The sequence below is a fragment of the Halovenus aranensis genome, from assembly GCF_900100385.1.
Taxonomy (GTDB): domain Archaea; phylum Halobacteriota; class Halobacteria; order Halobacteriales; family Haloarculaceae; genus Halovenus; species Halovenus aranensis.
This window is the reverse complement of record NZ_FNFC01000020.1, coordinates 1-24003: the sequence shown is the minus strand read 5'-3', so window position 1 is coordinate 24003 and position 24003 is coordinate 1. Positions and strand designations below refer to the sequence as shown.

At 57.1% G+C, this 24003-nt stretch carries 28 protein-coding genes and 4 pseudogenes; 8 read left to right on the top strand and 24 right to left on the bottom strand.

Translation table 11 applies throughout. The features are described from left to right. The first annotated feature begins 127 nt into the window (after positions 1-127). From BLR34_RS15455 to BLR34_RS15445, 3 genes are all read left to right on the top strand, one after another. Complete coding sequence (locus BLR34_RS15455; RefSeq protein ID WP_092704653.1) at positions 128-847, top strand: hypothetical protein; 720 nt, start codon at positions 128-130, stop codon at positions 845-847. 279 nt (positions 848-1126) lie between these two features. Further along, the gene (locus BLR34_RS15450; protein WP_092704650.1) at positions 1127-1330 is read left to right on the top strand and encodes a hypothetical protein; all 204 of its coding nucleotides are present in this window, start codon (positions 1127-1129) and stop codon (positions 1328-1330) included. Next, positions 1327-2109 (top strand): winged helix-turn-helix domain-containing protein, encoded by a 783-nt coding sequence (locus tag BLR34_RS15445; protein WP_092704648.1) that lies wholly within the window; start codon positions 1327-1329, stop codon positions 2107-2109. The genes BLR34_RS15450 and BLR34_RS15445 overlap by 4 nt, the downstream gene beginning before the upstream one ends. 58 nt (positions 2110-2167) lie before the next feature. Here the strand turns inward: BLR34_RS15445 and BLR34_RS15440 are convergent, their stop codons facing one another. The 4 genes and pseudogenes from BLR34_RS15440 to BLR34_RS17430 form a co-directional block, all read right to left on the bottom strand. Next, the gene (locus BLR34_RS15440) at positions 2168-2677 is read right to left on the bottom strand and encodes a PIN domain-containing protein (protein ID WP_092704646.1); all 510 of its coding nucleotides are present in this window, start codon (positions 2675-2677) and stop codon (positions 2168-2170) included. Continuing rightward, a complete protein-coding gene (locus tag BLR34_RS15435) occupies positions 2674-3273 on the bottom strand; it encodes a DUF7437 domain-containing protein (protein ID WP_092704644.1) in 600 nt (199 codons plus the stop codon). The genes BLR34_RS15440 and BLR34_RS15435 overlap by 4 nt, the downstream gene beginning before the upstream one ends. A gap of 255 nt (positions 3274-3528) precedes the next feature. Continuing rightward, positions 3529-3864, bottom strand: coding sequence for a DUF7558 family protein (locus BLR34_RS15430; protein WP_092704642.1), 336 nt, complete (start codon positions 3862-3864; stop codon positions 3529-3531). 59 nt (positions 3865-3923) lie between these two features. Then, positions 3924-4154 (bottom strand): annotated as a pseudogene (locus BLR34_RS17430) (hypothetical protein). Positions 4155-4528: 374 nt separating this feature from the next. Between BLR34_RS17430 and BLR34_RS15415 the strand changes: the two are divergent. After that, positions 4529-4762, top strand: coding sequence for a hypothetical protein (locus BLR34_RS15415; RefSeq protein WP_143414184.1), 234 nt, complete (start codon positions 4529-4531; stop codon positions 4760-4762). Positions 4763-6400: 1638 nt separating this feature from the next. Beyond that, entirely contained in the window at positions 6401-6664 is a 264-nt protein-coding gene (locus tag BLR34_RS17155; protein WP_176765350.1) for a hypothetical protein, read from the top strand. Here BLR34_RS17155 and BLR34_RS15410 read toward each other — a convergent pair. Together BLR34_RS15410 and BLR34_RS17150 are read right to left on the bottom strand one after the other, a co-directional pair. Continuing rightward, positions 6602-7361 (bottom strand): annotated as a pseudogene (locus BLR34_RS15410) (transposase); the annotation flags it as partial. The gene BLR34_RS17155 and the pseudogene BLR34_RS15410 overlap by 63 nt on opposite strands. Before the next feature lie 67 nt (positions 7362-7428). Continuing rightward, complete coding sequence (locus tag BLR34_RS17150) at positions 7429-7875, bottom strand: HVO_A0114 family putative DNA-binding protein (RefSeq protein WP_176765351.1); 447 nt, start codon at positions 7873-7875, stop codon at positions 7429-7431. A gap of 258 nt (positions 7876-8133) precedes the next feature. On the opposite strand from BLR34_RS17150, the gene BLR34_RS17715 reads away from it, so the two are divergent. Then, positions 8134-8268: a hypothetical protein gene (locus tag BLR34_RS17715; RefSeq protein WP_281240911.1), complete on the top strand. Its 135-nt coding sequence runs from the start codon at positions 8134-8136 to the stop codon at positions 8266-8268. 18 nt (positions 8269-8286) lie between these two features. Here the strand turns inward: BLR34_RS17715 and BLR34_RS17710 are convergent. The 13 genes and pseudogenes from BLR34_RS17710 to BLR34_RS15340 all read right to left on the bottom strand — a co-directional run. Beyond that, a pseudogene (locus BLR34_RS17710) lies at positions 8287-8418 on the bottom strand (DUF5817 domain-containing protein); the annotation flags it as partial. A 138-nt stretch (positions 8419-8556) separates the two neighbouring features. Further along, positions 8557-8937 carry a hypothetical protein gene (locus BLR34_RS15400; RefSeq protein ID WP_092704634.1) on the bottom strand — a complete coding sequence of 127 codons (381 nt, stop codon included), beginning with the start codon at positions 8935-8937 and terminating at the stop codon, positions 8557-8559. 367 nt (positions 8938-9304) lie between these two features. Further along, a complete protein-coding gene (locus tag BLR34_RS15395; protein ID WP_092704632.1) occupies positions 9305-10567 on the bottom strand; it encodes a phage integrase SAM-like domain-containing protein in 1263 nt (420 codons plus the stop codon). Beyond that, positions 10564-10920 carry a type II toxin-antitoxin system PemK/MazF family toxin gene (locus tag BLR34_RS15390; protein ID WP_143414182.1) on the bottom strand — a complete coding sequence of 119 codons (357 nt, stop codon included), beginning with the start codon at positions 10918-10920 and terminating at the stop codon, positions 10564-10566. Before BLR34_RS15390 ends, BLR34_RS15395 begins: the two co-directional genes overlap by 4 nt. A 6-nt stretch (positions 10921-10926) precedes the next feature. Next, a complete protein-coding gene (locus BLR34_RS17285) occupies positions 10927-11325 on the bottom strand; it encodes a MarR family transcriptional regulator (RefSeq protein ID WP_218120914.1) in 399 nt (132 codons plus the stop codon). 35 nt (positions 11326-11360) lie between these two features. Next, on the bottom strand, positions 11361-11825 hold the full coding sequence (locus tag BLR34_RS15380; protein ID WP_092704630.1) for a hypothetical protein: 465 nt from the start codon (positions 11823-11825) through the stop codon (positions 11361-11363). 3 nt (positions 11826-11828) lie between these two features. Further along, complete coding sequence (locus BLR34_RS15375; RefSeq protein WP_092704628.1) at positions 11829-12371, bottom strand: DUF7342 family protein; 543 nt, start codon at positions 12369-12371, stop codon at positions 11829-11831. A 70-nt stretch (positions 12372-12441) separates the two neighbouring features. Then, on the bottom strand, positions 12442-12969 hold the full coding sequence (locus BLR34_RS15370) for a PIN domain-containing protein (protein WP_092704626.1): 528 nt from the start codon (positions 12967-12969) through the stop codon (positions 12442-12444). Then, positions 12966-13502, bottom strand: coding sequence for a DUF7437 domain-containing protein (locus tag BLR34_RS15365; RefSeq protein WP_092704624.1), 537 nt, complete (start codon positions 13500-13502; stop codon positions 12966-12968). Before BLR34_RS15365 ends, BLR34_RS15370 begins: the two co-directional genes overlap by 4 nt. A gap of 501 nt (positions 13503-14003) precedes the next feature. Continuing rightward, positions 14004-15656, bottom strand: a complete 1653-nt coding sequence (locus BLR34_RS15355; RefSeq protein ID WP_368086104.1) for a transposase — start codon at positions 15654-15656, stop codon at positions 14004-14006. An 18-nt stretch (positions 15657-15674) separates the two neighbouring features. Then, entirely contained in the window at positions 15675-16982 is a 1308-nt protein-coding gene (locus tag BLR34_RS15350) for an RNA-guided endonuclease InsQ/TnpB family protein (RefSeq protein ID WP_092704620.1), read from the bottom strand. Positions 16983-17339: 357 nt separating this feature from the next. Further along, positions 17340-18224, bottom strand: coding sequence for a DUF7964 domain-containing protein (locus tag BLR34_RS15345; protein WP_092704618.1), 885 nt, complete (start codon positions 18222-18224; stop codon positions 17340-17342). Beyond that, entirely contained in the window at positions 18221-19192 is a 972-nt protein-coding gene (locus BLR34_RS15340; RefSeq protein WP_092704616.1) for a DUF7983 family protein, read from the bottom strand. The genes BLR34_RS15345 and BLR34_RS15340 overlap by 4 nt, the downstream gene beginning before the upstream one ends. Positions 19193-19299: 107 nt before the next feature. Between BLR34_RS15340 and BLR34_RS15335 the strand changes: the two genes are divergently transcribed. Continuing rightward, a complete protein-coding gene (locus tag BLR34_RS15335) occupies positions 19300-19659 on the top strand; it encodes a hypothetical protein (RefSeq protein WP_092704655.1) in 360 nt (119 codons plus the stop codon). Positions 19660-19674: 15 nt separating this feature from the next. Here BLR34_RS15335 and BLR34_RS15330 read toward each other — a convergent pair whose 3' ends face one another. The 5 genes and pseudogenes from BLR34_RS15330 to BLR34_RS15310 all read right to left on the bottom strand — a co-directional run bounded on the left by BLR34_RS15330 (position 19675) and on the right by BLR34_RS15310 (position 22390). Continuing rightward, positions 19675-20583, bottom strand: a complete 909-nt coding sequence (locus BLR34_RS15330) for a hypothetical protein (protein WP_092704612.1) — start codon at positions 20581-20583, stop codon at positions 19675-19677. A 59-nt stretch (positions 20584-20642) separates the two neighbouring features. Continuing rightward, positions 20643-21149 (bottom strand): annotated as a pseudogene (locus BLR34_RS17645) (twitching motility protein PilT). Then, a complete protein-coding gene (locus BLR34_RS15320; RefSeq protein WP_092704610.1) occupies positions 21146-21514 on the bottom strand; it encodes a UPF0175 family protein in 369 nt (122 codons plus the stop codon). Before BLR34_RS15320 ends, BLR34_RS17645 begins: the two are co-directional and overlap by 4 nt. Positions 21515-21671: 157 nt before the next feature. Beyond that, the gene (locus tag BLR34_RS15315; protein WP_092704608.1) at positions 21672-22022 is read right to left on the bottom strand and encodes a type II toxin-antitoxin system PemK/MazF family toxin; all 351 of its coding nucleotides are present in this window, start codon (positions 22020-22022) and stop codon (positions 21672-21674) included. Further along, a complete protein-coding gene (locus tag BLR34_RS15310; protein WP_092704606.1) occupies positions 22019-22390 on the bottom strand; it encodes a MarR family transcriptional regulator in 372 nt (123 codons plus the stop codon). The genes BLR34_RS15315 and BLR34_RS15310 overlap by 4 nt, the downstream gene beginning before the upstream one ends. Before the next feature lie 628 nt (positions 22391-23018). Here BLR34_RS15310 and BLR34_RS15300 point away from each other — a divergent pair. After that, positions 23019-23774 carry a glucose 1-dehydrogenase gene (locus BLR34_RS15300; protein WP_092704602.1) on the top strand — a complete coding sequence of 252 codons (756 nt, stop codon included), beginning with the start codon at positions 23019-23021 and terminating at the stop codon, positions 23772-23774. Positions 23775-24003 lie beyond the last annotated feature (229 nt).

Genomic DNA, 24003 nt, shown 5'->3' with positions numbered 1-24003 from the left:
AAGGTGCATTCATTTGCCTGCTGCATCGATCTACGGCACCAATTGGGTGGCTCTTACGAGAGACTATCGAAATCAGTCTGGGGCTAAACACGTACGCTTGGTGAAACCAATGAGCGGATAGACGGGTATGAGTCAGGATCGTCAGCCAACCAGGGAATTCGAGGATTTCTCGACAACGGAGGAAGCGCGGAAACAGATCTGGAATATCAAAGTCATCGCGATTACTGGGGTCCTTCTGGCGTTGGGTGTCAGCCTGATCGCCGCCGGTATCCCAGCACTCCTTGAAACCTACCTCGCTCCCATACTTGGCTTTGATACGTCGTGGATCACGGCCGGTCTCGGCGTCTTCATCCTCATCGTGTCAGGGGTGTTCATCTTTGAGCAGTACCGCCCGCAGACCACGTTGACAAAGCGGATCCACGCCCCGTTGTTCTATCTCGTCGGAGAGGGCACCGCCTTCCCAATGACAACACAGTATTACCCGCAGCAGATGGCGGAAATCGCCTTCCCCGCCCTCGTCGAAACAAACCCAGAACTGAAAGAACAAATGCGGGACGTCAACCCCACGTTCCAGGGTGAACGTAGCGTATTCGTTGAATTCTACGAATTCCTCCTCATCTTCTGGCTCCACACCAACCTCCCCACGCACGAATACCGCGACGGGTTGCAGGAAATCCGCCAAGTCGAACCGTCCGACATCGATGGACGGCTACAGAAGAACACGTTCATCGACTTTTTCACCGACTTCGACGGCGACGACATGTCTGCCCGCCAATTCATCCAGCTCCAGCCACGCCTCCCCGAAGATGCCGACCTCGTCTACCACGGGCCTGACGACCTTGACTAGCCAGGGACCAATACGAGACGGAGTCTCGTGCGGTCGCGGGTCGTCGAGCAGCCGAGGGCTTTCATCAATGAGTGTTGAAAAGTCTATCCCGCTGACTTCGTGCGATTTGCTCTAGACCAACATGGTGTTTGCAGGGGCAAAGAGCCACTTCGTCTATCCCCAGTCCAATCCAGACCGTAAAATCACGAAAACGGTCGATATGACCTTTTTACCCCCGGAATGTACGTGTTACTGAACGATGCGATTAACGTACTCGAATCATAACCGGGTGATGTCCAGATGAGTGACCTGCTTGATGCCGCCGAGGGCGCTATCGCGCTAGTGTGCGGGGGATTCATTTTCCTCCTGTTCGGAAGCGCTCTGGGTACGACGGGGCTGATCGATCTCAGCTTCTGGGGGAGCGTCTATGTCCTCGTCGGTATCGTTGTCCTCGTAACGGCCGCTGCAGCTGCAGCCGGTGCCGTCATCTCGGAGGTTGTATGACACTACGCTCACTTCTCGTCGACCTCGTCTCGACGAATGACCGAAAGGAGGTTCCAGATGAGCAGATCCTGAACGTCCTCCGTGAGAACGACCGTATCGCGATGGGAACGCAGGATATCGCCGATGCAGTAGATATGTCTCGACAGGGCGTCGAGAACCGATTAGACGAGCTCGAACTCGAGAATCGAGTCCAGTCACAGAAAATCGGCAGCGTTCTCGTTTGGGATCTGCATCCAGATGAACGGAGAGACGTAGTTCCGCCTGAAATCGACCGCCTTGTTCACGCCTTTGACCTAATCCGAGACCAGTTTGCAATGACCCGCCGACTGGGAATGTATATCCTCCTCACCGGGTTTGCCCTCATCTTCACGAGCTTGAGTACAGCACTCGCAGCAACGCCGGTCGACCCCTTTGCGAACGTACTGCTCGTGTGGGGATACGCCATCGCGGGTGGTGGTGGAGCAGCGTGGTTCGTCGGGGGTGGAACACAGCTTGCTACGATTGTTACTGAATACGTCGTCTATTGGCGGTTGACTGGAGAATCACTACGTCCATGGAAAGAAAACGATACTACAGCATCCAGCCAACGTGGTCAGATCGATGTTCGCCTCGTTGTTGGCCTCTTTGTACTCGTGCTCATCGGCGGCGCACTCGTTGGTGCTGCCAGTGACCTTCAAGCGGGGTTAGCTGCATCTTCTGCGTTTTCGTGGTTCGAAGCGACGGTTGTCGCTGGTCTATTTCTGGTCGCTCTTGTAGCGATGGTACTGGGGATCGAATAAGTGGGATGCTGAGCGACGACAAACCCTTGTATGATGCGTCTCCTTCTGTCCCTATCCCTCAGCTACGACTCGGAACCAGGGCTTCGATGAATCGGAACCCGTTCACGAACGTCACCGAGTCACCGTATCCCTCACTCGCGAGCACGGTTTCGGCCCCTTCACCGGCCGCGATATCGGTCGTGTAGATGTTTGCCTCCGTCGCCGTCCCTGCACTGAGATGCTGGGCAGCCAGCGCGGCGAGGGCCGCGTCCGCCCGTTCGACCTCGTCGGCGGGTCGGTCGTCGGCGTTCGCGATATATCGCTGGACGCCGTCCATCACCCGCGAGACGACGGGCTCGGAGAATTCCAGCGGTGACGCAACTGTCGACCAGCCCTCGTCGATCGCGGTGTCGACGGGCGGGGATTCGACATCTTGGTCGTCGATGGTCAGCTCCTCGTACACCCGTTCGGGCAGGAAGAAGGTGATGTCGTTCCGGCGGGCGAACCGCCGAACGGCCTGATAGCGGCAATTCGAGGGCTGCCCCATCGCGACGAACAGGCCGGTGTCCGCGATGTGGAGCCGGCTCACACGTCGTCAGCCGTGTCGCCGTCGTCGATATCCAACTCGTCGAGTCCTGCCCCTGCCGCCTCGATGTCGTAGTGCTCATGGACGACGGGCCGGAGCGCTTGGAGGATCATTTCCGCGGCCAGCGGGGAGATATCGAGGTCGTCGGCCATCAGCCGGTGGGTCACTTCGCCGCGTTCGCGGGCGACGGCGTAGGTGAGCGCGGTCGCGAGGCCGGCGACGCCGTGCCGGTCAATGTAGGTGTCGATGTCGGCGTCCGTCTCACGGCGGCCGACGGCGTCGATGAGCGCCGGCGTGATCGTGTACTCGCGGTCGCCGGCGGCCGTCGTCACGGTCAGGTCGATTTCGTGGGCAGCATACCGGCGGGGCTGCTCGTCGTCGGTGACGTCGATGACGCGGGCGTCGACGAGCCGGTTGACGTAGCTGTAGGCGGTTCCCTGAGCAAGTTCGAGGTCGTCTATCACATCCTGGACGGTTGCCTCACCCTCCCGAGCAAGGTACGCATACAACTGGGCCAGCTGTGGCTCTGCGAGGAGGTCAGCGACCACGAGGAAGTCCTGAACGATGTCTCCGTTGGCGTGGTTCGAGGTGTGTTCCACAATTCTAATTACAGTTTACAGCGAATCAGTAAAACGTGTTTGGGATGCCGCTGCGGGCGTCACGGACTGCAACAGCTCGGAATCAACGGATACGGACGTACTGACGGGATGATAGTTGCAACGACAAGCGGCGATTTTCAGGCGGAAATGTAGCCAGTCAGTTGGTTCGTCACGTCCTTGATGCGGTCGTCGACGAGCGAGGTTAGCGGTGGGTAGCTCAATTTGGGTAGTGAGTTTCCGTACCGAGAGATGGAATCACTCCGCCGGCGTCGCGACGAGATGCTCCTCGAGAGTGCGCGTCCAGTATGTCGCAAGTCCGCCCGGACTACAGAGGGCGCACAATTGTAACGGGCCTTCCAGATGCCCGAGTTCGACCCGGAATCGCGTGAGTGCCGTGAGCGTGTCGACGACCAGCCCACAGCCGTCACAGGCGACGTGATCGCGCTCGTCGGGATTCGGCTCCATCTGAATCGCACAGTCGACGCAGATCGGGTGGGAGACCCGCTCGTCCTGCCCCCTAGTGTGGGCCTCGCCAGTCTCGGTACCGGGCGGGGCGTCGCAGAACGCACAGCCGACGAGGGTCTGCTGCATCACTCGCCCTCCCCGTCGGCGTCGCGGCCGGCCGTCCAGCCACGGTGGAAGACGGCAAGCTATGTCGTTGAGTCGAATGCACTGCCGCTCGGCTCGTGAACCAGGACTTGGTCCTCAGCAACCGGAGTGGGGATGTCCGCGTCGACGAGGTCGTTGACCAGGCGCTGAGCCGTCGCGTAGTCGATGTCCGTCGTGTCAACCCGGGCGGCGTCGTGGTCCTGGCCAAGCTATGCTTTCTCCGACTGTTCGTAGTCACTACTCGTATCGTCGTGAGGATAGCGACCAGGCATGGTGAGTCCCGCAGCGCACGCTGTCGCGCGCTGCACGCCTCCCGGCGCCGACAAACAGTCAGGTCGGACACCGTCAGTCCGGTCGCGGGTCGCGATAGCCGATGACGGCGACCTCGTTGATGAACAGGACGCCCTTCATAAACTCGATTTTGGTCAGGCTGTACTGGTAGAGGTTGTGCCAGCCGAGATAGTTTACTGCTGGGGTACTAGCAAAACAGATTCCCGAAAATAAGCGAGCCGATGAGTTCTTCGAGAAGTAAAGAAACATTATAAGAGGTAGATCAGTTACAAATCCGAAAGCCCTGCTACTAGATATGAGCGAAGTCTCTAATTCGAGGGAACAGATTAACACAGAGGGACTCGAAAGAAACGGTATGAGCGATGACGACGAAAAAACGGCCAAAGAAAGAGTTGAACAGATGTTAGAAGAAACCTCGGATGACCGAGAGATAGGCGTGGTGGAGGGTGGCCCGGTGCAGTTCACGAACGACGATGATGAAATCCAGCAGGCACAGGAGGAGGGGAACTTGGCCGACCCCGACCATAGACCGGACGAGCCAAGCGAACGTCTTGGTGATGACGAGAAAGAAAGTTCTGACGAGGACTAGAGTCTCTGTTGTTTCTGCCTAGCGTGGTTCATTTTCGTGGTAACGGATACTATTCAATTTCTTCGAGCGCCTCAATCTGAGCCGAGAGTGTGTCTAGTTCATCGGCAAGGCGAGCCTGTTTGCGTGTGAGATCTTCAATCGCGTCTTCTGAGTCGATGACGGCCCCTGTGCTATCGACAGAAATCGTGTCGAGGCACTTGGGGACCGTGACTGCGGCCGCGTCGGTGTTGTCGGATAAGAATGACTAGAGCTCTTCTGAGGCGGATTGCCCCCCGTGTACGAAATGAATTTCCTCTGCGTCAATCTCTCTCACAAAGCTCAAGAGTGAGTACCTGGCCACGTGGCCCAAGAGTCCGTCGATGCGGGAAGCCCACTTAGTCGGAACTTCCAGAGTACGGTCGTGAAATCCGAAGTCAGTGGTGTTGTTCTCGACTGGTTTGTCGCCCTTCAGCAGACATAAGCGCAGAGACCGTTCTGGTATTGGACAGGGACCAGTGTGGTATCACTGTGGACACCCACTCTTGTTTCACACGTAGGAACTCACCGCCATCTCATGCCCTCGTTATCTGTGTAAATATTGGGTGTCAGCGTTTTTCGCGGGTCCACTGTCGCTTTATTGCGCGCAAGCCGGATTGAAAGTTTTTCTGAGCCTCAAATCGGCACCCCCAGGGGGAGGCAGGGGGACCTACCGGGGCGACCGCGACACCCGCCGCACCCCGCCGACGAGCGCGACGTCGACGCTCACCAAGTGGATACAGATGCCAGGGCAGTAGAGAGTTCGAGAGACAGGCGGGCTTGGCTATCGTGGAAAGCCCCCTTCTCGTCGGAGAGCCTGTTGGCTCGATTGTGCTGACGGTAGTGGTCCCAGTCTGTCGTCGCCGGAGCTCGTGTTCGCGTCCTCGTAGACTCTGTCACCCTCTTCCAGCGGAGCGCCCGTCTTTCGCTGTTGGGTCTCCTCCTGTCTAGACCCGGTTCGTGTTCCAGGCTCATCTAGAGCCAGTTCGTGTTCCGGTCTGTCTAGACCCGGTTCGTGTTCCGAGTGTTTCGACTCGGTTCGTGTTCCGGTCTGTCTAGTTCCGGTTTGTGTTCCAGGTTCTCAGAGAGAAGTTCGACTGGTCTTCTGTCTCTGCTCGTACCCCTTATCCAGAGCATGTTAATAATCTTGATAGGTGGTCAGCAGATTTCAGTAGACAGTTCGACCGATTCTCTGGTAGTTTCGATGGTTGCTCTCTTTCTCGGTATGATGTACCCCCAATTGGGGAGTAGTTGCGGAGTGCCCATCCCCCCTTAGAATGGCTTAGAATCCGCGGGTAAAGACACATAATCTGGCTTCGTGCGTTTTCGGGGGTCTTACCCCTTAAAATGGCTTAGAATCGCCATTTAACGTCTCACTCTGAGATGGTTGGAATTACCCCCCTTAGAATGGCTTAGAATACACATATAGAATTTGATATGGGGTGTAATTTCACGCGTGTCTGAGCGGGGTGAGAACAGGCCATATTGGGAACGAGATTCGGGGGTTCACACGTAACTACAGGGGTGGGTGGTACGCATCTTAGCCAGTTCGAGGAGCGTTTGTTTCCCAGTTGGGATGGAGCTCATCTCACGTTTAAATACCATTCTCCGAGAACAATTAGTATGGATGCTGAAGGAGAGCAGACGGAAACCACTGATGAGCGAACTGTCCTCGACGAAGAGTGGGTGGCTAGCAGAGCGAAGGAGCTCCAACCACGGTCCAAAGCGATATTGGAGTTCCTGTGTGCGGTCGGATATACGGCGACAACACGGGATATTGTGTGCGATGCACTTTTGCGTGAGCTCCTGGAGTTGGCACGGCTAAATCCGGGAGTGAATCTCGTCGCCGTCGTCCTTCAGGATCGCAAAGACGCTCTCACACATTGACCGTTGATGGTCTCTTTATCGTCAATTCTGGCGTTGTGAGCTTTCCTGCGGGAGTTTTGTTCGCAGTGTTTGATCACTGGTCGGGTTGACGATTCACGACAGGCTTCTCAGAGATCACCCCCTGAGTACATCTTGTCAGCCAGTAAGACCTGCAGGTCTTCGACAGTGCGCTGAAAGACCTGCAGTCCAATATGGCCGTCATAGGATTTCTTCGTCGTGAAATGAGCGCCCATGATAGCAAGTGAGCCCGTATCAACAAGCAGTGTTGTCTTCATCGCATCGAGTGAGTAGCCAACGCGATTGCGGTAGTGTGAGTTGGCTTGATCGCGCTGGAAGCCACTGGCATCAACCGACGTAGTTCCCGACAGTCCTGCCTGCTCCGCTGACCGGCGGAGCAGGCGGCACAACTCTTGAATGGGACATTTATTGTCCCATACGCTGAAAGACGATTGATCAGAAGAGTTCTCAAGATCAAATAGATCGAGGATTCCAGGCATCTCGTTCAGATAGTCCTCGAACTGCCGGAGCGGTTTGTTAACCTCTTCTTTGAGTAGAAGGAGTGCGATTCTCGTTGATTTGGCGTACCCGTCCGCGCCATGCGCGGCGGGTTCGTTTTGTTCCTGTACGTGGTACGTGGCAAGCTTCGATACGTCCGTGCAAGGCTCCTGAGACGGCATTCAAGCCCCCTGAAATTAATGATAGAGTTCGCAGAGGGCGTCGACGTTCAACGGAGCATAATGAATTGTCACAATCATTCGTCCGTATTATTCATCCGACCGACATTCGCCGTTAGCCTCAAAATTACTTTTTGTGGCTTGCTGAACCGGTATCTCAGAGGTAATAAGTGGCTCGCTGATAATTGTGTCATGCCTGAGTTCAGGACGTTTGGATTTCCCTTCGTCAACGTAGCGGATAATATTTTCTGCGACGAGAACTTTCATATCACGACTCATATTACCCGGGTTTCTATCGACTATTTCAGCTAATTCCCGAAGCGAAGAGGCATCATGCGCTGCCAACGATTTGATTATCTCGCGGCGTGCTGGTGTCAACACCTGATCTGCGGCCTCGTGAGAGAGTACTAAAACATCACCGAATCCTGCGATTGAGAGTTTTTCCCCGACCTTACTTCGAGTAAGAACGCGCGCGGATTCTGATTCACCCTCCTCCGAATTGTTGTTTGAATTCTGTTTCTTTTTCCAATCACTCATATTATCACTTCCCATTCTATTGTAAATGAGTACGATATAAAAGCTGATGGGCGTGGATAGGTAAACCGCATCTGACGGGGGAGTCTCACTCGGGGATAGCTCTTCGATTCCCGGCTGCGACACGCTTTTACCGCGCTGTAACTGTCGATTGCTGGCAATCTCTGGCTCCGGGTGTTCGCCACCTTCTTCTCTGATAGCTGCATACTGCCGAGCGGCCGACACCCTTTGCGAGCGTCGTTGTGCTGTGTTCTCGCTCTGGTGTCTCCCGAGGTCGATCTCCTGTTCTGCCTCCCAGACGGGACCGATTTCGATGTGGATATCGCCGCTTCGAGTCGCTCGTTCGCGGAGGCGCTGGCTCCGAGCTTCCTGCACGACGAGAGGTTCGTCTCCTGAGTGAAGGACGCGATACATCCCTGCCGACTTGCGGTGGCTGCACCGAGGACACGCGACCTTCTCGGAGCTGTGGATATCCTCCACTATAAAGAGATGCCGGCACTCCGAGCATCCCACCAGCGCGTATTTCGATCCCTGCGTATCAGTCATCGCTGCCTGCGGAGAGAGTGACCAAGGGATGCTGCTCTAGCTCATATTCTGGTTCCGTCTCGGGGATATCTAAGAACCGAACTTCGGACTCGTGGATGAAACGCGGGGCACAGCGAATTTGCCCAGCTTCGTGGGGGCTCATTTCTTCGCGCACCCACTCTGGGTCGTGGCCTGCTGCTGCCTCGCCACCAGCAAAGCCAGCGGCGTGGTAGACGCGCTTGCGAGGGCCCCATCTGAACTCCAGTGCCCCGTTGCCGTCTCGCTGAGTGTGACCAGACGCCCGCCAGAGTACCGGAGGATTTGCGACCAGTCAGTGTGTCGCACGCCCTCGGCGTTGACTTCCCCCGAAATGTACGCAGCAATGCGGTCAGACACTAGTTGAGGGTCGTTCTCAATCGTCGCGACGACATGCTGTGCCCGCTTCGTCGCCCGGCCGGACTCGACGAGCTCAAACGGTGCATGTGGCAGGTCGTTGCTGTTCTCGATTCCGCCGGTCGTGGATTTTGGCTCGATTGACATGGTCAGGCGGCCAAATTCCGGTACTGGGGGAGGCAAACCCCTCGTGCCCAATGACCGCCTCCCAGAGAGACAGAGATGCCTCTACTTGGGGAAAGGCTTAAGCCACTGGGCCGCAGAGAAGCATCCAAGGTCAGCGGTGCTTCCTGCGGTACCTTTCTTTTTCCTACTCCGCCAGTTCCAACTCCTCCCATATAAATCAAAGACCAGTCGGTGTGTCGCCCCTCCTCGGCGTTCACTTCACCGGAAAGATAAATACAGAGGCTTTTCTAGTGAGAGGTGGCTCGGTACAGGATCAAGAGTATATCCAATCCCGGCCGTTCTACAGGCGGAACAGGCCGAGTGCCTCGGGGCTTGACCCCGAGGCGGTTCACTCAGAGGGTTGCGGGGTTAGAGAATCGATCTCGTTGAGTGCCTCAGTAGCGACATCACCCAACTCACCAGCTTCGATGTGGGAGTACCGCTCACGAACCATCTCCTCCGAGTTGTCGAGGTAACGGGCTGCTACGGTGTACCCGAATGCCCGAACCAGAACCTCTCCCATCCCCCGACGACCACCGTGGGGTGCGAGATAGTCGTGCTTCGGATGGTCGATGTCGACCTCCGAGGTTTCCGTGAGTCGCTGGAGCATCGAGCGGGCGCCGTCCGTCGTGATCGACAGCGGGTGGATGTCCTCATCGAGTGCCAATAAGATATCGCGAGCGTACTCATCACGTAGCTCCTCAATTGCCTCCGATTGCTCCCCCCGGTCGGCTAGCTCCTCCTGCACGAGCTCTGCGAGCGTCCGTTGGTCGAACGTCGGAAACACCGGCCACCGCTCCGTCGGCGGGTCCATCAGCTGGCGGTAGCTCCGTAGCGGCGAGATCACCGGGTCGGGGAGACTGGCGGCGTCCCACTGCTGTTTCTTCCGGTAGACGTCCATACTCCCGTCGTCGAGGGAGAGGTCTTCCCAGCGGACGCCGCGCCGGCGCGGGTCATTCGGGTCCCGAAGGAGTTCGCCGACGCGGACGGCGGTGTACGCAAGGACAAACACAAGCGCCCGGTCACGAGCCGCCTTCAGCGCCGCGTAGCGCGCTCGCTGCTTGTCGAGGAGGTCAGTATCCTCTGGCAGTGTCGTGTACGTCTCGATGGCGTCACGGGCTTGTTCATCAACGTGGCGGGTGAGTTCGTGGCGCTGTTCGGACGTCCAAGCCTGTTGGTCGCCGGGCTTGCGGCCGTCGTCTTCCGGGAGCGGGGCCATCGCACTCGCCCGTTGTGCATAGTGGGCCTTGAGATACCCTTCGTTGACACACCAGCCACACCACGCAGAGATATAGCGATAATAGGTTTGTACCGTGTTCTGCTTGAGTCCTCGATCTCCGCTGAGATGTCGGGCGTACTCCCGAAAGACGCGTTCGTCGAGATCCTTGAAGTTGGGTTCGCGGTCAACGTTGTCAGGGACGATCCCGGTCCAATCGTCGGCGCCGCGCTCGCCAGCGGCCCACTCGGCGAATCGTTCGAGTTCGCGCGCCGCATTGCGTCGGTAGTTCCCCCCGTCGCCACCACGCCCCTTGCCCTTGTCCTGAAGATAGCGCTCGAAGGAACTCCGCAACGGCTGTACTGCGGACTCTTGGCCGGTTGTTTCGTCGATCATGTGGGGTCAGTAGCCTCCGAGTTGTCCAGGTAGGAGATCGTGGCCGTCGTAACCTGTTCGGTGAACTCGTTGGTGACCGAACCCTGTCGGCCGACGACGTGGAGGTCATCTTTCAGCGTGGCGACCGTCCATGGCAACACAAAACTCTTCTGACCTGGTTCGCCACGGACCCACGCCTCGCTTGGCACGGCGAAGCTGCCGGCGTGGTGGGACTGCGTCGTGAGCGCAACGACGATCCACTCCTCGTTGGGATATGGCATCCGCTTGCCGGAAATAACCAGCCACGGGCGAGGGTTCCCACCGTCCGTCTTGAACGGATCGGGTGCCCAGACGACGGTTCCGCGATCAGCCATCCGGAATCACGACTCCTCGTCGTCTTGTTCGGTCTCCGACTCGATAGGGTCGACTGCGGTCTCCATCCAGGCCTCGACGTCGTCGTCGGAGAACCCGCCGTCGATGTCGTCGGCCGTGGCAGCGCCGTGTATACCTGCCGACGCGGCCGCATGCTCGGCATCGGCAATCGTCCAGAACCGATCGCGGTGCTCGACAAGACCGTGTTCTTTGAGGCGCTGCAGCGTCGGGCCGACACTCCCCTCGGGCACGTCGACGGCGTCGACGATCTCTCGCTGGCGGAACGCCTGGTCGGCGTGCTCGAGGAGGAAGCGATACACCGCACCCTGAGTGGTATCGGGCGCGAGGTCGGGCAGCGACGGTCCATCCTCGTCGATGGATCGGAACTCGTCTTTTGAGATAGGCATTCTAAGTATTAGTTTGTATTAGATGCTATTAGGTCTTATCGAGAGCTATTCGTCCCCACGGCATTGTATTTTGGATGTACCTCTTCGAGTAGAGTTTCGACGATTTCCCAGAGAATCAGCGAGGGAGTTTCGTGTTCAAATGTGATCCCCCAGCGATTCTCTGTATCGGCAGCAGAGTACTGGAAATGTGCCTGTCCGAGAGCGGGATGGTCCTCGTCCTGATGCCAGCCGGCGTGAAAGCCCGTGTTCGGGTCGGTATAGTTGACCCGGAACCAATCGTTAGGGTCCTGTCGATACCACTTGACGGTCAGTTCCGGGAAATCAGAGCCCGTCGGGGGATCAAGGCGGGCTGGGTCAAAAATCGCCCGCAACTGTTTAGCCTCGATATCGTCAGGAACGTACTCGACAGCCGTGATCTGTGGCACACGATCGGGGACGTCTCGCTTCAGCTGGGCATAGAGATTCGCGTTCGGATCACCACCTGGATGTGGGACCGACATCCGTCAGCTACTGGCCTCGGCAGGCTCGTTCGTTGGAGTGAGAAACTCCCATTCGCGGATGGTGAAGCCGACGATGTCGATGCGCCGCTGGAGGTGTTCCCATTCGCGGGCAATCTCACAGCGACGGTCTTCTTCGTCGGCGTCGAGACCCTCCTCGGCGAGCGTTCCGCGAAGCTGGTTTGGTGACTCGACGTCGAATTCGTCCTCCCAGTCGCGGATCTGCGCCTTCATATCGGCGACACGGTCCGTGAGATCCTCGACAGTGTGCCCGCTATCTCGGAGGCGCATCGCCTCCTGCATCGCCTGGCGGCGGTAATCAGGGTAGTACGTCGTGTGCGTACCACTCTCGTCACGGTGGAGGATCCCGTCGTCGACGAGCCGTTCGAGGACGCGCTTGGTCGGCTCGTGTGACCAGCCCGCTTCGGAGGCGATCCAATTGGCCGTCCGCGGCTCCGACAGCTGTCGGGCGGCCATCCGCACGCGGTCTTCACCCGTGGTCTGACGTTCCAAGAGCTCTCTCTCGGAATTCGATTCGTCCTCGGTCATACTATCCGATTCACGCCTCATCTTGATATAGGTTGAGGTGAGTGGCTCTATATCGAATCATAGGCGTTGATCACCGGAATTCGTCGGCTGTGAGCGTTTCGAGATATGCGACGCTGACGTACCGGAATTCGAGACAATCACTGAAGCCATGCTGTGGAAGGAACGTTTCTGCCGCCCGCCCCGCCGGTTTGTCGGTCGTCAAGAGAACAACGTGGTCGCCCCTCTCTGTGTCGAGGACTTGGGCAGCAAGTCCAACAAGTGCCGTGTCTGCTTTCTCGGTGATGTCTTCGTCGCGACCGGTCTCGTTGGCGATGAACCGACGTGCCTGGTCCATCACCGTTGAAACGAGTGGATTAGTGTAGTCGAGTTCGTCGGCGACGACAATCCAGCCCTCCTCGAATCCATCGGGATAGGGAATGTCCCCTGATGGATACTCGCCTGCCGCAGGATCGCCCCCAAGTTCTTCGTAGACGCGCTGTGGGATACGCAACGAGACGCCCGCCTGTCGAAGTGCCCGACGAAGTCGTTGAAACTTGTCCTTGTCAGGGCCGCCACATCGGACAAAGACGCCGGTATCGGCGATATACACCGTTGTCATGCAGCTGCGTCAGCGTACTCGGTCGCAACCGGCTCCAGTGCCTGGAGGATGATCTCTGCTTCCAGCGGTGAGAGATCGAGTTCCCGGGACGCAATTCGGTGGTTGACTGTACCGTCGACGTACTCGTAGGCGTATTCAAGCGCGACAGCGAGGCCGTCAAGGCCATGGCGCTCGATGTAGACATCGATGTCTTCGTCCTCGTCGCGGTGGGCAACGGCTGCGATTAGTCCTGGCGTAATCGTTTGCGTTTCGCCGTCCGTCGAGAGTGTGAGTGCAATCGACTCGGCATCGTATTCGTACGGGCGCTGCTCACGGGTTCTCTCCACTAAGCCAGCGGTTTCGAGATTCTGCACGTAGTCGTAAGCGGTCCCCTGTGGGATGTCGAGCTCGGTAACCATCTCGGAAACAGTCACGGAACCGTGTTGTAGGATGTAGGCGTACAACCGAGCGAGTGCCGGCGTTTCGAGGAGGTCGGCGACCGTCTGAAGCTGCTGAATCGGTGGTCGGCCCGACCGGGACGGTGATTGCGCCATCTCAGCTACGAATTATGGGTAATTCATAATAAGGCTTCCGTCGAGAAAGCAGACCTCGCGCATCAATCCGTGATTCGAAGATGGAAGGACGCTTCCAGCGGCTCTATCCCGGGAGGAGCGCCGTTCTGAGCCGATTGCAGCATTCGTGCTTCACCGACGGCGCGGGTGTACTTCAAAGTGATCGTGATTACCAGAATAATCACGACCAACCAGACATCTACCTGAAGTGCCGGTTTCCGGTGTTGGAAGTCCTGAAAGACCAAATCCGCCGTCTGTAAATTACATATCGCTATACCAAAACCGAGCCTTTGGAAGTTGAGACTACAGCAGGTTTAGCGGTGCTGTGATGCATGTTTTCAGATGAATCGACGAGTGGTATCTGCCTCAGATCGCTCTCGAAAAGCGCATTCTTATTGAGATACTAATAAATTCTGAGTATTTCCGAGACTCCGGATAGTGTAGCCACTCAGACGCCACGCTACCACGGGTAGAGTCCTCTCACTATCCGATTCCCGTTTCTTTCTTCAACAGCGTCAGTGTATTGTCGGCTGTGACGATGGGTGAATACTCGTACTCACCGGTCAACTCGACCTGCACGAGCAGGTCAACCGCCCGCCAAATCGAGTAGAGCAGACACGCGAACGCGAAGTAAAAGAACCGCAGTCCGAAATCCTTCGACGTGGTCGCGGCCATGAACCGCTTGATCGACTTATAGCCGCTCTCGATCTCCCAGCGATAGTTGTACTCCTTCACCGCTCCAGCCTGAGCATTCGTCATGAACACCGCGTACTGCCCGTAATCCGTTCGCTCGGAGTTCTCTTTCCGCAGATACACCATCGTCGTTGGCCACCACTCGTCATGTCCCAGATGCAGCTTCCGATCAGTGGCGTAGTAATCCTGGTCCCGCTGCAGAAGGCGTTTCGCCTGGGCTTTCTCGCTGGTCTGCATCCGCTTTGGGACGACGTATTTCAATCCACGCTCGGAAACGGCCTTGAGGACGTGCTGGCTGTCGAACTCTCGATCCATGAGCACCTCATCAACGTGAACGCACTCCTGGGCCGAATCCAGTAAGTCGTCGACGATCTCCTTCCGTGTCTCTCCCTTTCGGACCGGGCGCACGTCCAGCACGATCGGGATGGCATTCCCTACCAACTGGATGGTGGCCCACTGATAGGCGTACTCGTCGGTGTTCTCTTTCGTTCCGATGATCTCATCCTCGAGGCCGGTCCGATCGCCTGTGAACGGGTCCGCTTCTGTGATATCAATAGCGACGATACCAGCTCGAAAGAACTGCTCTGTCTCCGCTACCTCGTTCAAGAGCCTGTCGACGGCCTGTCGGTACATCTCGCGAATCTTCGCAATGGAGAGCTCACGGATGTGGTCGCGATGGGCGTGGCCCAACGGTGTCCGATCTCGGTTTGACTCGTAGACGAAGCTGCGAGCACCCTCGTTGGCAGCCAGATTCTCGCGAAGCCCCAGATACGTCTGTAATCCCCAGTAGGCGTTCTCGTGAATCTCACGGCCCCCACCTCGGTCCAGCGAGAGCGCAGGAAAAACGATGCGGCTGACGTGGTCAGTAATCATAGCCGCTTCGTCGAGGACCGCTTGATCGTCTAGGTCTGGTTTGTCCTCTTTGTCTCCATGAGGCGAAAGGCGTCGCTCTGGTTCGCGTGGGACAGCGACGCCCGCGTTCTGGGCTTCGACCAATATCGTCCGCGCGGCTGTCTCGACTGTACTGCGAAGGTCGGCAGTGAACCGTTTGTGCCAGCTGCGCCACAGCGTTGATTGATCGGGGATCGACTTGAGGCATAGTTCCCCACAAATATCAGATCGACGCTCCAAGTACTCGACAAGTGCTGTCTCGTGGTCCCACCCGTGGAGTTCTTTCAGCAGGAACATGCGAAAGAGCGTGGCCATCTCGTAGCGTGTCGAGTACGCGTAGCGATCGTGAGGGTCGAATCGGAAATAGGCCAGCGGGAACGTACAGACGAACTGCTCGACTGAGCCATGAACGTCGTGGGTGAACCACACTTCTGAAACGGTACGGACATCGGCTTCCAGTCCGGCCAACGAGCTTCGGTCGTACAGCGGCGTTGATTGACCTCCTCCTCCGCGTGAACGCGGAGGAATCCCACCACGGGATTTCAGGCCCAGCGTTGTGGCCTGTTGGTTTCAAGACGCATACGTTCCACACGTCTCCTGCTGGGTGTCAGCATCGGTGTGGCTGTCTTGTGGCCCAGTCAAAGAGGCCCCATCCGTAGCCGAGTCATCGTCACCGGCCTTCTGCCGGGAAGTCCGGTCGCTTCGGCGGTGACTCTCTCCACTACGGTAGTGGTCTGCAATGTTTATCGCCCCGTTCACGTCGGCTTGATACTCACCGAGCCAACAGCCGTCGTTCGAGCATCTGAACGTCGCTTGTCGTGGTCGGGAGCCGTGTTCACCGCAGGCGTGGCACGCCTTCGACGTGTTCCGGGGATTCACCGTCTCGACGGGAATCCCCACTTCGGCGGCTTTGTAGCGAATCTGTGCGTGGAGCTTGGCAAAGCCCCACCCGTGCAACCGTCGATTCATGTACTCGCCGTAGTCCATGTTCTCGCGGATGTACGTCAGGTCTTCCAGCACCAGCACTGGGTTCTCGACAGACTCGGCGTACTCCACGACCTCGCGGGTTACACGGTGGAACACATCGTCAATCTGGTCCCACAGCGAGTCGCCGTAGGACTCCGCGATTCGCTCACTGCCGCGCTGCTGAAGCCGTTGCTTGGCGGTGAAGTAGGTTTTGCGGAGCCGACGAACGGCCTTGCCGTCGTCGGCCCACAGTTCGGGGCGAACCGGAGAACCAGAGCCGTCGCGGTGACACACCGTGACGAGACTCGCTTCTCCAATGTCCACGCCTATCGGCGTCCTGTCGAGCCCAGCGAGACAGGGCTCGCCAGACTCGTCTGGCGGCGTCCGCTCGTCGGCGGACGCCTCAGATTTGTCCTCCACGTCGCGGGTAACGGTGATGTGGAGATACCACGTTCCGTCCCGCTCGAACAGCCGACTTTCACCCATCTCGGCGTCGTCTGCGTACACCGCTTCGAGCCACTCGCGCTGTTCGGGATTGGCGCGTGCCGGTATCCAGAGGTGGTAATCCTCGTGGTGCGGGACTTTGACGTACCACTCGATAGCATTCTGTGGCTGGTGGTCGAGTTGCAGTCCATCGTTGGTGAACCGCACCGGGTGGTCGTCGTGAAGCTCGTCGGCATCGTAGCTGTTCCCACAGAGTTGTGGGACGTACTGCTTGAGGGCGTTTTTCGCGTAGCCGCTCAGGTCGTACTCGACAACCACGTCATTGGCCGCTGACTGTGTGTCACAGCCAGCGGCGAAGGCAGCTTGAAGTGCCTGCTGGTACGCCTTCTGTGTCTCACGAAGCTTCTGTCGCTTGTGGACGTTCGGGTCCACAAGCTTCAGTTCGAGCGTTTTCGTGACCTCACCCATCGGTGCCGTACTACACTGTTTGGTTGGACTCGCGATATAACTCAGCCATCCAGAGTGGAAGTGAAACTGTGGGAAATCCGGCACTGCAAGAAAACGGTGGACTGTCACACTATGCTGTCCGCTCGACCCCCGCCTGTTCGCTCCTCGGTTCCGACAGAGCGTCGGAACACTCGTCACTCACGGGAAGGCGGGGGTATGCTCTCGTATCTCTATCATACACCGGCCACTCAAGGTACGATTTTCGGGCGACCTGACGAAAGACAGTTCGACGGGACTCACAGGTTGGTGCCACTACCAGATGCTGGACACGATACAGACAAGAACTCGTCTTTTCCGACGGACAGTCAAGAGAACACGTTACAGGTGGCCGTATCCCTTGCGTTCGAGTTCTGCCTCCAGTTCGACGTGCATCGCTTCGACAGTCTCCTCATCGAAATGCTGTCCCGTCATCGCTCCCGACATCTCCGCGATTTCAGCGTGCCATTCACGTACTGCGTCCGCAAGGGCCGCGAGGAGCTCTTCCTCCGTCTTGTCTATCCCGTCTACTTCCTCGACGACCTGCCAGCCCGGCTGAAAATTTTCTAGAACGTATCCCCTATTTTCGAACTGAATTGCAAACCGCTCGCAGACCGCCCCGAACCCCGTTTCGAGACTGAGTAATGGAATGACGTGGGCGATATTATCTCGCTTTTCCAACTCACGAAGATCCGCAACGGGGACAGCAGTTTCAGGGAGCACTGAATAGAGTGGGTCAGGGAGGGGCAGGTCGCTTTCACCGCTTTCTGGCGCGTCGTACTGGTCGTTGATGGACTCGCCTTTCTCTTTCACGACCCCCGGTGGTTTGTCACTCGGCTCATCGCTGAGAATCTCCTTCAAGATGGCGTAGAACCGCCATTCATCACCGTAGTCGTAGAGATAGCAGATGCGATCGTACTGTTCGAGACCGAGCTGGCGGGTCATCTCGCCGATCGTCACCTCGTCAGCGTTCTCAATCCGTTCCGTACGCAATATCGGATCACCACCAAGCGACTCCTCGTACTCCTGCGGGCACTGGTATTTGATGGCGCTGTCCCAATAGTCTTCATCTTCCCCGATGAACCAGAGATGGCCCTGATCAAGTCCGACCGCAGGGTTGATCGCCGACTGAAATTCGGCGATCGTTCTGTCCGCTCCAACGACGATATCCCGCCACAGCGACGTCGGGTCGGGGTCGAATTTGACGCGAAAGCGGTAGGCAGTCATCCTTGCATCTCCGTACCTGTGCGGAAACTGGTGAGATCGTCGATACGCTGTTCGAGCTCCTCGATCTCCGCTCGGAGCTGGTTCGCTTCATCGTCCTTGCTGGCAGCAAGGCGGTCTTTCAACCCCTGCAATCGGGACTCTTTGACATCTTCATCGACCTCCGCTTTGCGAACGTATTCACTTTCTTCGACTTCGTACACATCGGATTCGGAGAGCGTAGTGACTGCCAGCGCTTCATCGACTTTCGAGCGGTCGACGCTCAGCACACGTTCGCGGTCGATGCCAGCGTTCTCGAGGCGTTCCAGCACCTCCTCGTCGTCTTTGAGCGAGCGGTTACGGCGACTTGTCCGTTGGACGGAGCCATACTGCCCGGAAACCGGACGGTCGTGATGGAGCCGAGTGAGGAGGACATCCGCTATCTCCTTGCGGAATTCGTTAGCATCTCGCTGGACATCCGAAAGCAGGGTGTAGAGATTCACCAACGCGTCCGTCTCCAGTTCGGAGAGGTCAGTCACATCGTGACGTTCGAGTGCATCGATGAGGAGGAGCGTGTCCGAGTGGACATCAAGTCCGTCGGGTTCAGTTCGTTCCTCGTCCGTTGGTTCCTGCTCTGCACCCATCACCTGTGTTGCCGTCGCAACCGCTGATTGTGTGATGATGCCAGCGTCCTCATCGACCTCGAATCGTGGATGGACACTCCACACGGCCGGGTATGGGTCGGCATCCGGCGGGAGACGGTCAAGGTCAAACCCGTCAGAGGCGTCCTCGATTCGTCGATAGAGCGTTTCGAACTGGTCGCGCTGTAGCGGCCACGTCTCGTCTCTGTCTTCGAACTGAATGATGACGCGAGCGTCCTGCACGTCAGTAATCCGAAATCGCTGATGGGAGAGTGGCGTGATAAGCGTCGCACTCTCGGGGAGGTCGTCGAGCTCCTCGAGAAGCGTGTGCCAGCTGGCGGTGAAAGACATATACAGTGGTTGGGAGCTGTTCCGACTAAATCTTGTTCACGATGCGGCCAATAGCGGGTCGTCTCTTCAACAGACACTCTGATACGTGGCTCTTCGAAATTACCGATATGGGTGATACGTACGCACTCCGTGTTCAGGTAGAGTCACACGAGTACGACGGCGAGTTCTATCTCGTCGGGGACGGATACGGAACCCCAGCAGACGTGTTAGACAACGTCGCTGCCGACCATCTCTTGCGGATCGCGAATGCGCGACGTATCGAAGAGTACCTGCTCGACGTGCTGAAGCACGGAGAGAATACAGGTGAAGCCGAGTATGAGGCGACAGACAGTGATGTCGAATGCTGGATTCACGTCGACATCTCCTACCGGAGATACGCCTTCGGTGTCGGAGACAGAGTATTCGAGTTCTCAAGTGAACCGAGCAAAAGCGAAATCGCATCGACTGTTACGCAACTCCAGCCGTAAGCTATTGACTCTCGTTCAGGGATCGAAGTGATAGATGTAGGGGTGATCAACCTTCCCAGCGGGCATAATCTCTTCGAGTAGCTTGCGAACCTCGGATTCGGAGGGGGCACTAGTGATGATCCGATCATCGTAGATCGCTACATAGGCTTCGTTGAGTCCCAAATCGCGCAGTTCGTGGCCCAAGCTGCGGGCTCGGGCCTTCCCCATTTCCTGGTGGTAAATCCGCTCCAGTTCGTCGGTTTTCGCCCGCAACTGCTCGATCTCCGACGCGTATCGTTCTCGGTTGCGCTTGTTCTTCATATAGAAGCGCAACTTCTCGGCGTCCGTCTTTTCGTCTTCTTCGGGAGCTGGAAGCGAGTTGATGATGCCGAAGCGATGTTTGGCCTCTTCGTACTCGTCATCGATGTCAGTACTGAGGGAACCCCCGAAGATGATGTTCTTGACCCCGATCCACCCGTCGTAGACGATCTGGTCCTCGAACGGCAATAGGACGACACTCGAAACTGGGACTGGAAGTTCGGACTTGTCCCACACTTCGGCGAACGGAAGTCGAGCTGGGCGGACTGCATATGCTTTCGGTGGTTCTGTCCAATCGAGGAAGATCGCATCGTCCTCTCGATAGCGGACGACGACGAACTCTCCAGCGACAAAATCAGTCCACGCTGTGACCTGTTCGAGATCAGCCTCCGACAGGTCGGGAGGGTTCTCTTCAACGAAGTCCTCTATTAGGTCTGTCGTCGACTCTTTGTAGAGCGCGTTTCGGAGCGGGAGAAGTTCGTCTGTGTAGTGCTGTTCCAGATCAGCAACCGTTTCGATCTCTTTGGTGACGTCGAATCGGTCGTTGACATACACCAGCAGATGGGCGTACAGGTCCAGAAACCGTTGCTCACTCTCTTCGGATAGCCGTCTGTCGGCTTTACTCATTGGTAATAGACGTGTTCAGGGTCACACTAATCAGGCGTTTCGAACTCCGAGCAAGCCCGTCACCGATACTCGGCGATCGTCCGATACGGGACGTAGTATCCAATCTCATCGATCCACGTCGACATCCACTTGTCAGCAGTGGCTTCATCGATCTTCCCAGCATCGATTGCAGCCAACAGAACGCCAACCGACCCGACAACGGTCACACCCTGGTCTTTCACAAACGACCGGGCATCTCCGTCGTCTGTCAGCAGTCGACCATCGTGTGCGTCGGCAAGGGCGAACGCCTGTGCTTCCCCGGGGTCGAGATGCCCACCAAAAACGGCTTCTCTGTTTGCGACAGTATCCGAAATCGTCGCGACTGGGATTTCGTCATCAAGCGTCTCGAGTGCTTCCTGGAGATACGGATGGTCATCAACGCCGTGTTCGAGCTTCTCACGAACAACTGGTACCGTACAGATTCCAGAGAGCCCTCCAACTACCCACAGTTAATCGATTTACGCAAAATTCGAGAGGACAGTCGTGTTCAAGACGCTCGGGTTCGCTGGGAGATCGTCACCTGTCATTTAGCACGTGACTCCTCGTCAGACGAGTCCTCATCATCGAATTCGAGTTCGCGTGCTGCCTCTACCTCGTAGGCTGCGTCGTCTTCGTCAACAAGCCCGAGGCGAAGTTCAACACCGTGTTCGCGGAGGATGTCACGCATCGTCCAGCGGTCGACATCGGCAAGTCGCGCAGCATCACCGAGTGTGATCCGCTCGCGTTCGTAGAGGGCGACCGCTGCTGCAATACGTTCTTTCTCGTGGTCCTCGAAGTATTCACGCACAAACTCTCGTAACGCATCGCTCTTGCCACCGAACACCCCAGCTTCAACAGCACCCTCGATGAGTAGGTCGAGATCATCTGGGTATGAGCCGGTGATTCGTGCCATCGTTCTATCCCAGACTATGATTTCATACTATTTATGAACTGCGCCAGAATACCATATGCATTGAGACGCTCGGTCTCAACTACTGCTGAAATCTTGGAAGTTGGGACTACAGTCAGGAGTGGCTGTCGCGCATAGGAACATGAGTGCTCGAAAGTGACTACCGAAGTTCGTCGACGAGAGCATTAGTTACGTTATCGACGAGTTCATCCGCCAGACGTCCCTGCCAGAAATCGATATCCTCCTGGCCGATGGATTGCACACCCCATGTGACGACTTGGCTTTCGTCTGGTGTACCACCACAAAGCCAACTCTCTTCGGGAATGTCGATGAGGCCATCCAACCATGATTTTGAGGTCAACGTGAGCGCAATATACTGCTCGCCGTGGAACGGACGGCCTTCATGATTCGAGAGAATGAGCCAGGGCCGAGCATCTTCCTCGCCTTTGAACGGATCATCCCCGTAGACGACGTCGCCACGCTCGAAAATCGGTCTCTCTTCGTCGGTCACTGTTCGTCCTCGACGCTTGGATGAGGCTCGCTGGGCGCGTGCTTGCGCCAGGATTCCTTGTCCTCCGCACCCAGTTGGTCGTTGAACAGAGCCGTTGCTCGTTCGTACCCGCTGTATTCGTTGAGGCGCTCAGTGTCGTCAGTCACTGCCCAGTACGTCGCCTTGTGTTCGACCAGACCACGGCCTTTCAACCGCGAGAGCGCGGTGCTGACTGCACCCTCGTCGACGCCAATCTGGGATGCGATTTCGCGCGCTTTGAATGCCCGGTCTTCGCTGGCGGCGAGAAACCCGAGAACCTGATCTGGAACCGAAAGATCCGCGAGCTCGTCCTCACTCGTGTTCTCGAAAGTGTCCCGGTCGATGGACATCGTTGAATAGAGATACACCACCGACTGTAAAGAGTGTTAGGTATGAAAGCTACGAAATCATTGAAAAAATGATTCGTCTATAGCGGGTTTAGCTGATTGCAGGCGCTAAGCCCCCTTCCTCAACGAGCACCGCAGTCCGCGCCAGCGGACAAGGAGCGCAGTAGGGAGGGGATACAGCGCCGTCTTCGTTTCAGTTTCACTCTGTGCCGGGTATTTACAACACTGCCAGTCGAAGGCTGGAAGTGTGATGGCAGTTACTCATCGTCTCGGCTTAGAGCCCGACAAGAAAGGCGGTCGAGATGAATCATGCCATCACCGCCGAGTAGGAGTGGGTCACTCCGAATTCACGCCTGCGGAGACTGCGCTCCCTGCGCGGATGGTCGGCGCAAGCCGAGCATCCGTGAAAAAGCGCGTCGCGGAACCAGGAAGCCCCACCCTCAGCGAGCGCGTCAGCGCGAGCAGGGTGGGGTAGTTCACAGGGTCTGTAATGCATATTTTCCGCCGAATCAGGAGTCAGAACGCACTTAATTCGTCGAGACGCGGTACGAGCTAGCCACAGGGGATAAATCTATGAGAGTGGAATGTGTGTTGCTAACGTGCCACGTCTAACGCCGTGGCGGTTGATATCATGAACGGAATACAAGACGGAGTCGCGGTCGTCACTGGTGGTGGATCTGGAATCGGCCGCCAGTCGTCGCTTCGGTTTGCCGAGGCGGGAGCGAACGTCGTTGTTGCCGATGTGGACGAAGAAGGCGGCCATAGGACAGTCGATCTGATCGAGAGTAACGGCGGCGAAGCGACATTTGTCGAGACAGATGTCACCGACTCAGAGGAGGTCGCCGCGATGGTACAGACAGCAATTGACGAGTATGGTGGGATAGACTTCGCACACAACAACGCCGGCATCGCCGAAGAGGGTGCCCGCCTCGCGGATTACGACGAGGCGGAGTGGGACCAGATGATCGACGTAAATTTAAAGGGGGTCTGGCGGTGTCTGAAAGCTGAAATACCGGAGATGATCGAACGGGGAGGGGGAGCCATCGTCAACACCTCCTCAGTTGCCGGTGTGAGCGCGAACGGGAGCGCACACTACGCTGCCAGTAAACACGGTGTAATCGGGCTGACTCGACGGGCGACGGTCGACTATGCCGACGATGGAATCCGCTTCAACGCAGTCTGTCCGGGTGTTATCGACACGCCAATGGTCCAGCAGGCGGGCGAAGACAACACTGAGGAGTTAGAGCGCATCACTGCAGGGATCCCTGCGGGACGGCTCGGTGAGCCAGAAGAAATTGCCGACGCCGTCGTCTGGCTCTGCTCAGAAGACGCCTCGTACGTAATGGGACAACCGATCATTATCGACGGCGGATTGCTGGTGCAGTAAACAACTCCTCCCTACTTTCCACACCCTGTAAAAGCCGATCTTCAGCTTCTTCGGCGAACAGATGGACGGGGGATGTGAGTGAAGGATCCTCTTGCCAGTCACGGAGTATTTCTATTGAACGGCATCAACGAATCCTGAATTCAGTTTGTCGGAGAGCGTGTCATAGAATACGTCTCACGCTATGATCGGTTTTCTGACTTTTTCAGGCTATGACGGGTGTAAAATTGCG

Bases quoted from the DNA above. Each gene is read 5' to 3' on its own strand.
- BLR34_RS15335 (WP_092704655.1), top strand. From the start codon at position 19,300: ATGGGTGATACGTACGCACTCCGTGTTCAGGTAGAGTCACACGAGTAC.
- BLR34_RS15400 (WP_092704634.1), bottom strand. From the start codon at position 8,937: ATGTCAATCGAGCCAAAATCCACGACCGGCGGAATCGAGAACAGCAAC.
- BLR34_RS15375 (WP_092704628.1), bottom strand. From the start codon at position 12,371: ATGACCGAGGACGAATCGAATTCCGAGAGAGAGCTCTTGGAACGTCAG.
- BLR34_RS15370 (WP_092704626.1), bottom strand. From the start codon at position 12,969: ATGACAACGGTGTATATCGCCGATACCGGCGTCTTTGTCCGATGTGGC.
- BLR34_RS17155 (WP_176765350.1), top strand. From the start codon at position 6,401: ATGGATGCTGAAGGAGAGCAGACGGAAACCACTGATGAGCGAACTGTC.
- BLR34_RS15300 (WP_092704602.1), top strand. From the start codon at position 23,019: ATGAACGGAATACAAGACGGAGTCGCGGTCGTCACTGGTGGTGGATCT.
- BLR34_RS15395 (WP_092704632.1), bottom strand. From the start codon at position 10,567: ATGATCGACGAAACAACCGGCCAAGAGTCCGCAGTACAGCCGTTGCGG.
- BLR34_RS15330 (WP_092704612.1), bottom strand. From the start codon at position 20,583: ATGAGTAAAGCCGACAGACGGCTATCCGAAGAGAGTGAGCAACGGTTT.
- BLR34_RS15340 (WP_092704616.1), bottom strand. From the start codon at position 19,192: ATGTCTTTCACCGCCAGCTGGCACACGCTTCTCGAGGAGCTCGACGAC.
- BLR34_RS15365 (WP_092704624.1), bottom strand. From the start codon at position 13,502: ATGGCGCAATCACCGTCCCGGTCGGGCCGACCACCGATTCAGCAGCTT.
- BLR34_RS15310 (WP_092704606.1), bottom strand. From the start codon at position 22,390: ATGTCCATCGACCGGGACACTTTCGAGAACACGAGTGAGGACGAGCTC.
- BLR34_RS15320 (WP_092704610.1), bottom strand. From the start codon at position 21,514: ATGGCACGAATCACCGGCTCATACCCAGATGATCTCGACCTACTCATC.
- BLR34_RS15380 (WP_092704630.1), bottom strand. From the start codon at position 11,825: ATGTCGGTCCCACATCCAGGTGGTGATCCGAACGCGAATCTCTATGCC.
- BLR34_RS15350 (WP_092704620.1), bottom strand. From the start codon at position 16,982: ATGGGTGAGGTCACGAAAACGCTCGAACTGAAGCTTGTGGACCCGAAC.
- BLR34_RS17285 (WP_218120914.1), bottom strand. From the start codon at position 11,325: ATGCCTATCTCAAAAGACGAGTTCCGATCCATCGACGAGGATGGACCG.
- BLR34_RS15455 (WP_092704653.1), top strand. From the start codon at position 128: ATGAGTCAGGATCGTCAGCCAACCAGGGAATTCGAGGATTTCTCGACA.
- BLR34_RS15390 (WP_143414182.1), bottom strand. From the start codon at position 10,920: ATGGCTGATCGCGGAACCGTCGTCTGGGCACCCGATCCGTTCAAGACG.
- BLR34_RS15445 (WP_092704648.1), top strand. From the start codon at position 1,327: ATGACACTACGCTCACTTCTCGTCGACCTCGTCTCGACGAATGACCGA.
- BLR34_RS15415 (WP_143414184.1), top strand. From the start codon at position 4,529: ATGAGCGATGACGACGAAAAAACGGCCAAAGAAAGAGTTGAACAGATG.
- BLR34_RS15430 (WP_092704642.1), bottom strand. From the start codon at position 3,864: ATGCAGCAGACCCTCGTCGGCTGTGCGTTCTGCGACGCCCCGCCCGGT.
- BLR34_RS15345 (WP_092704618.1), bottom strand. From the start codon at position 18,224: ATGACTGCCTACCGCTTTCGCGTCAAATTCGACCCCGACCCGACGTCG.
- BLR34_RS17150 (WP_176765351.1), bottom strand. From the start codon at position 7,875: ATGAGTGATTGGAAAAAGAAACAGAATTCAAACAACAATTCGGAGGAG.
- BLR34_RS15450 (WP_092704650.1), top strand. From the start codon at position 1,127: ATGAGTGACCTGCTTGATGCCGCCGAGGGCGCTATCGCGCTAGTGTGC.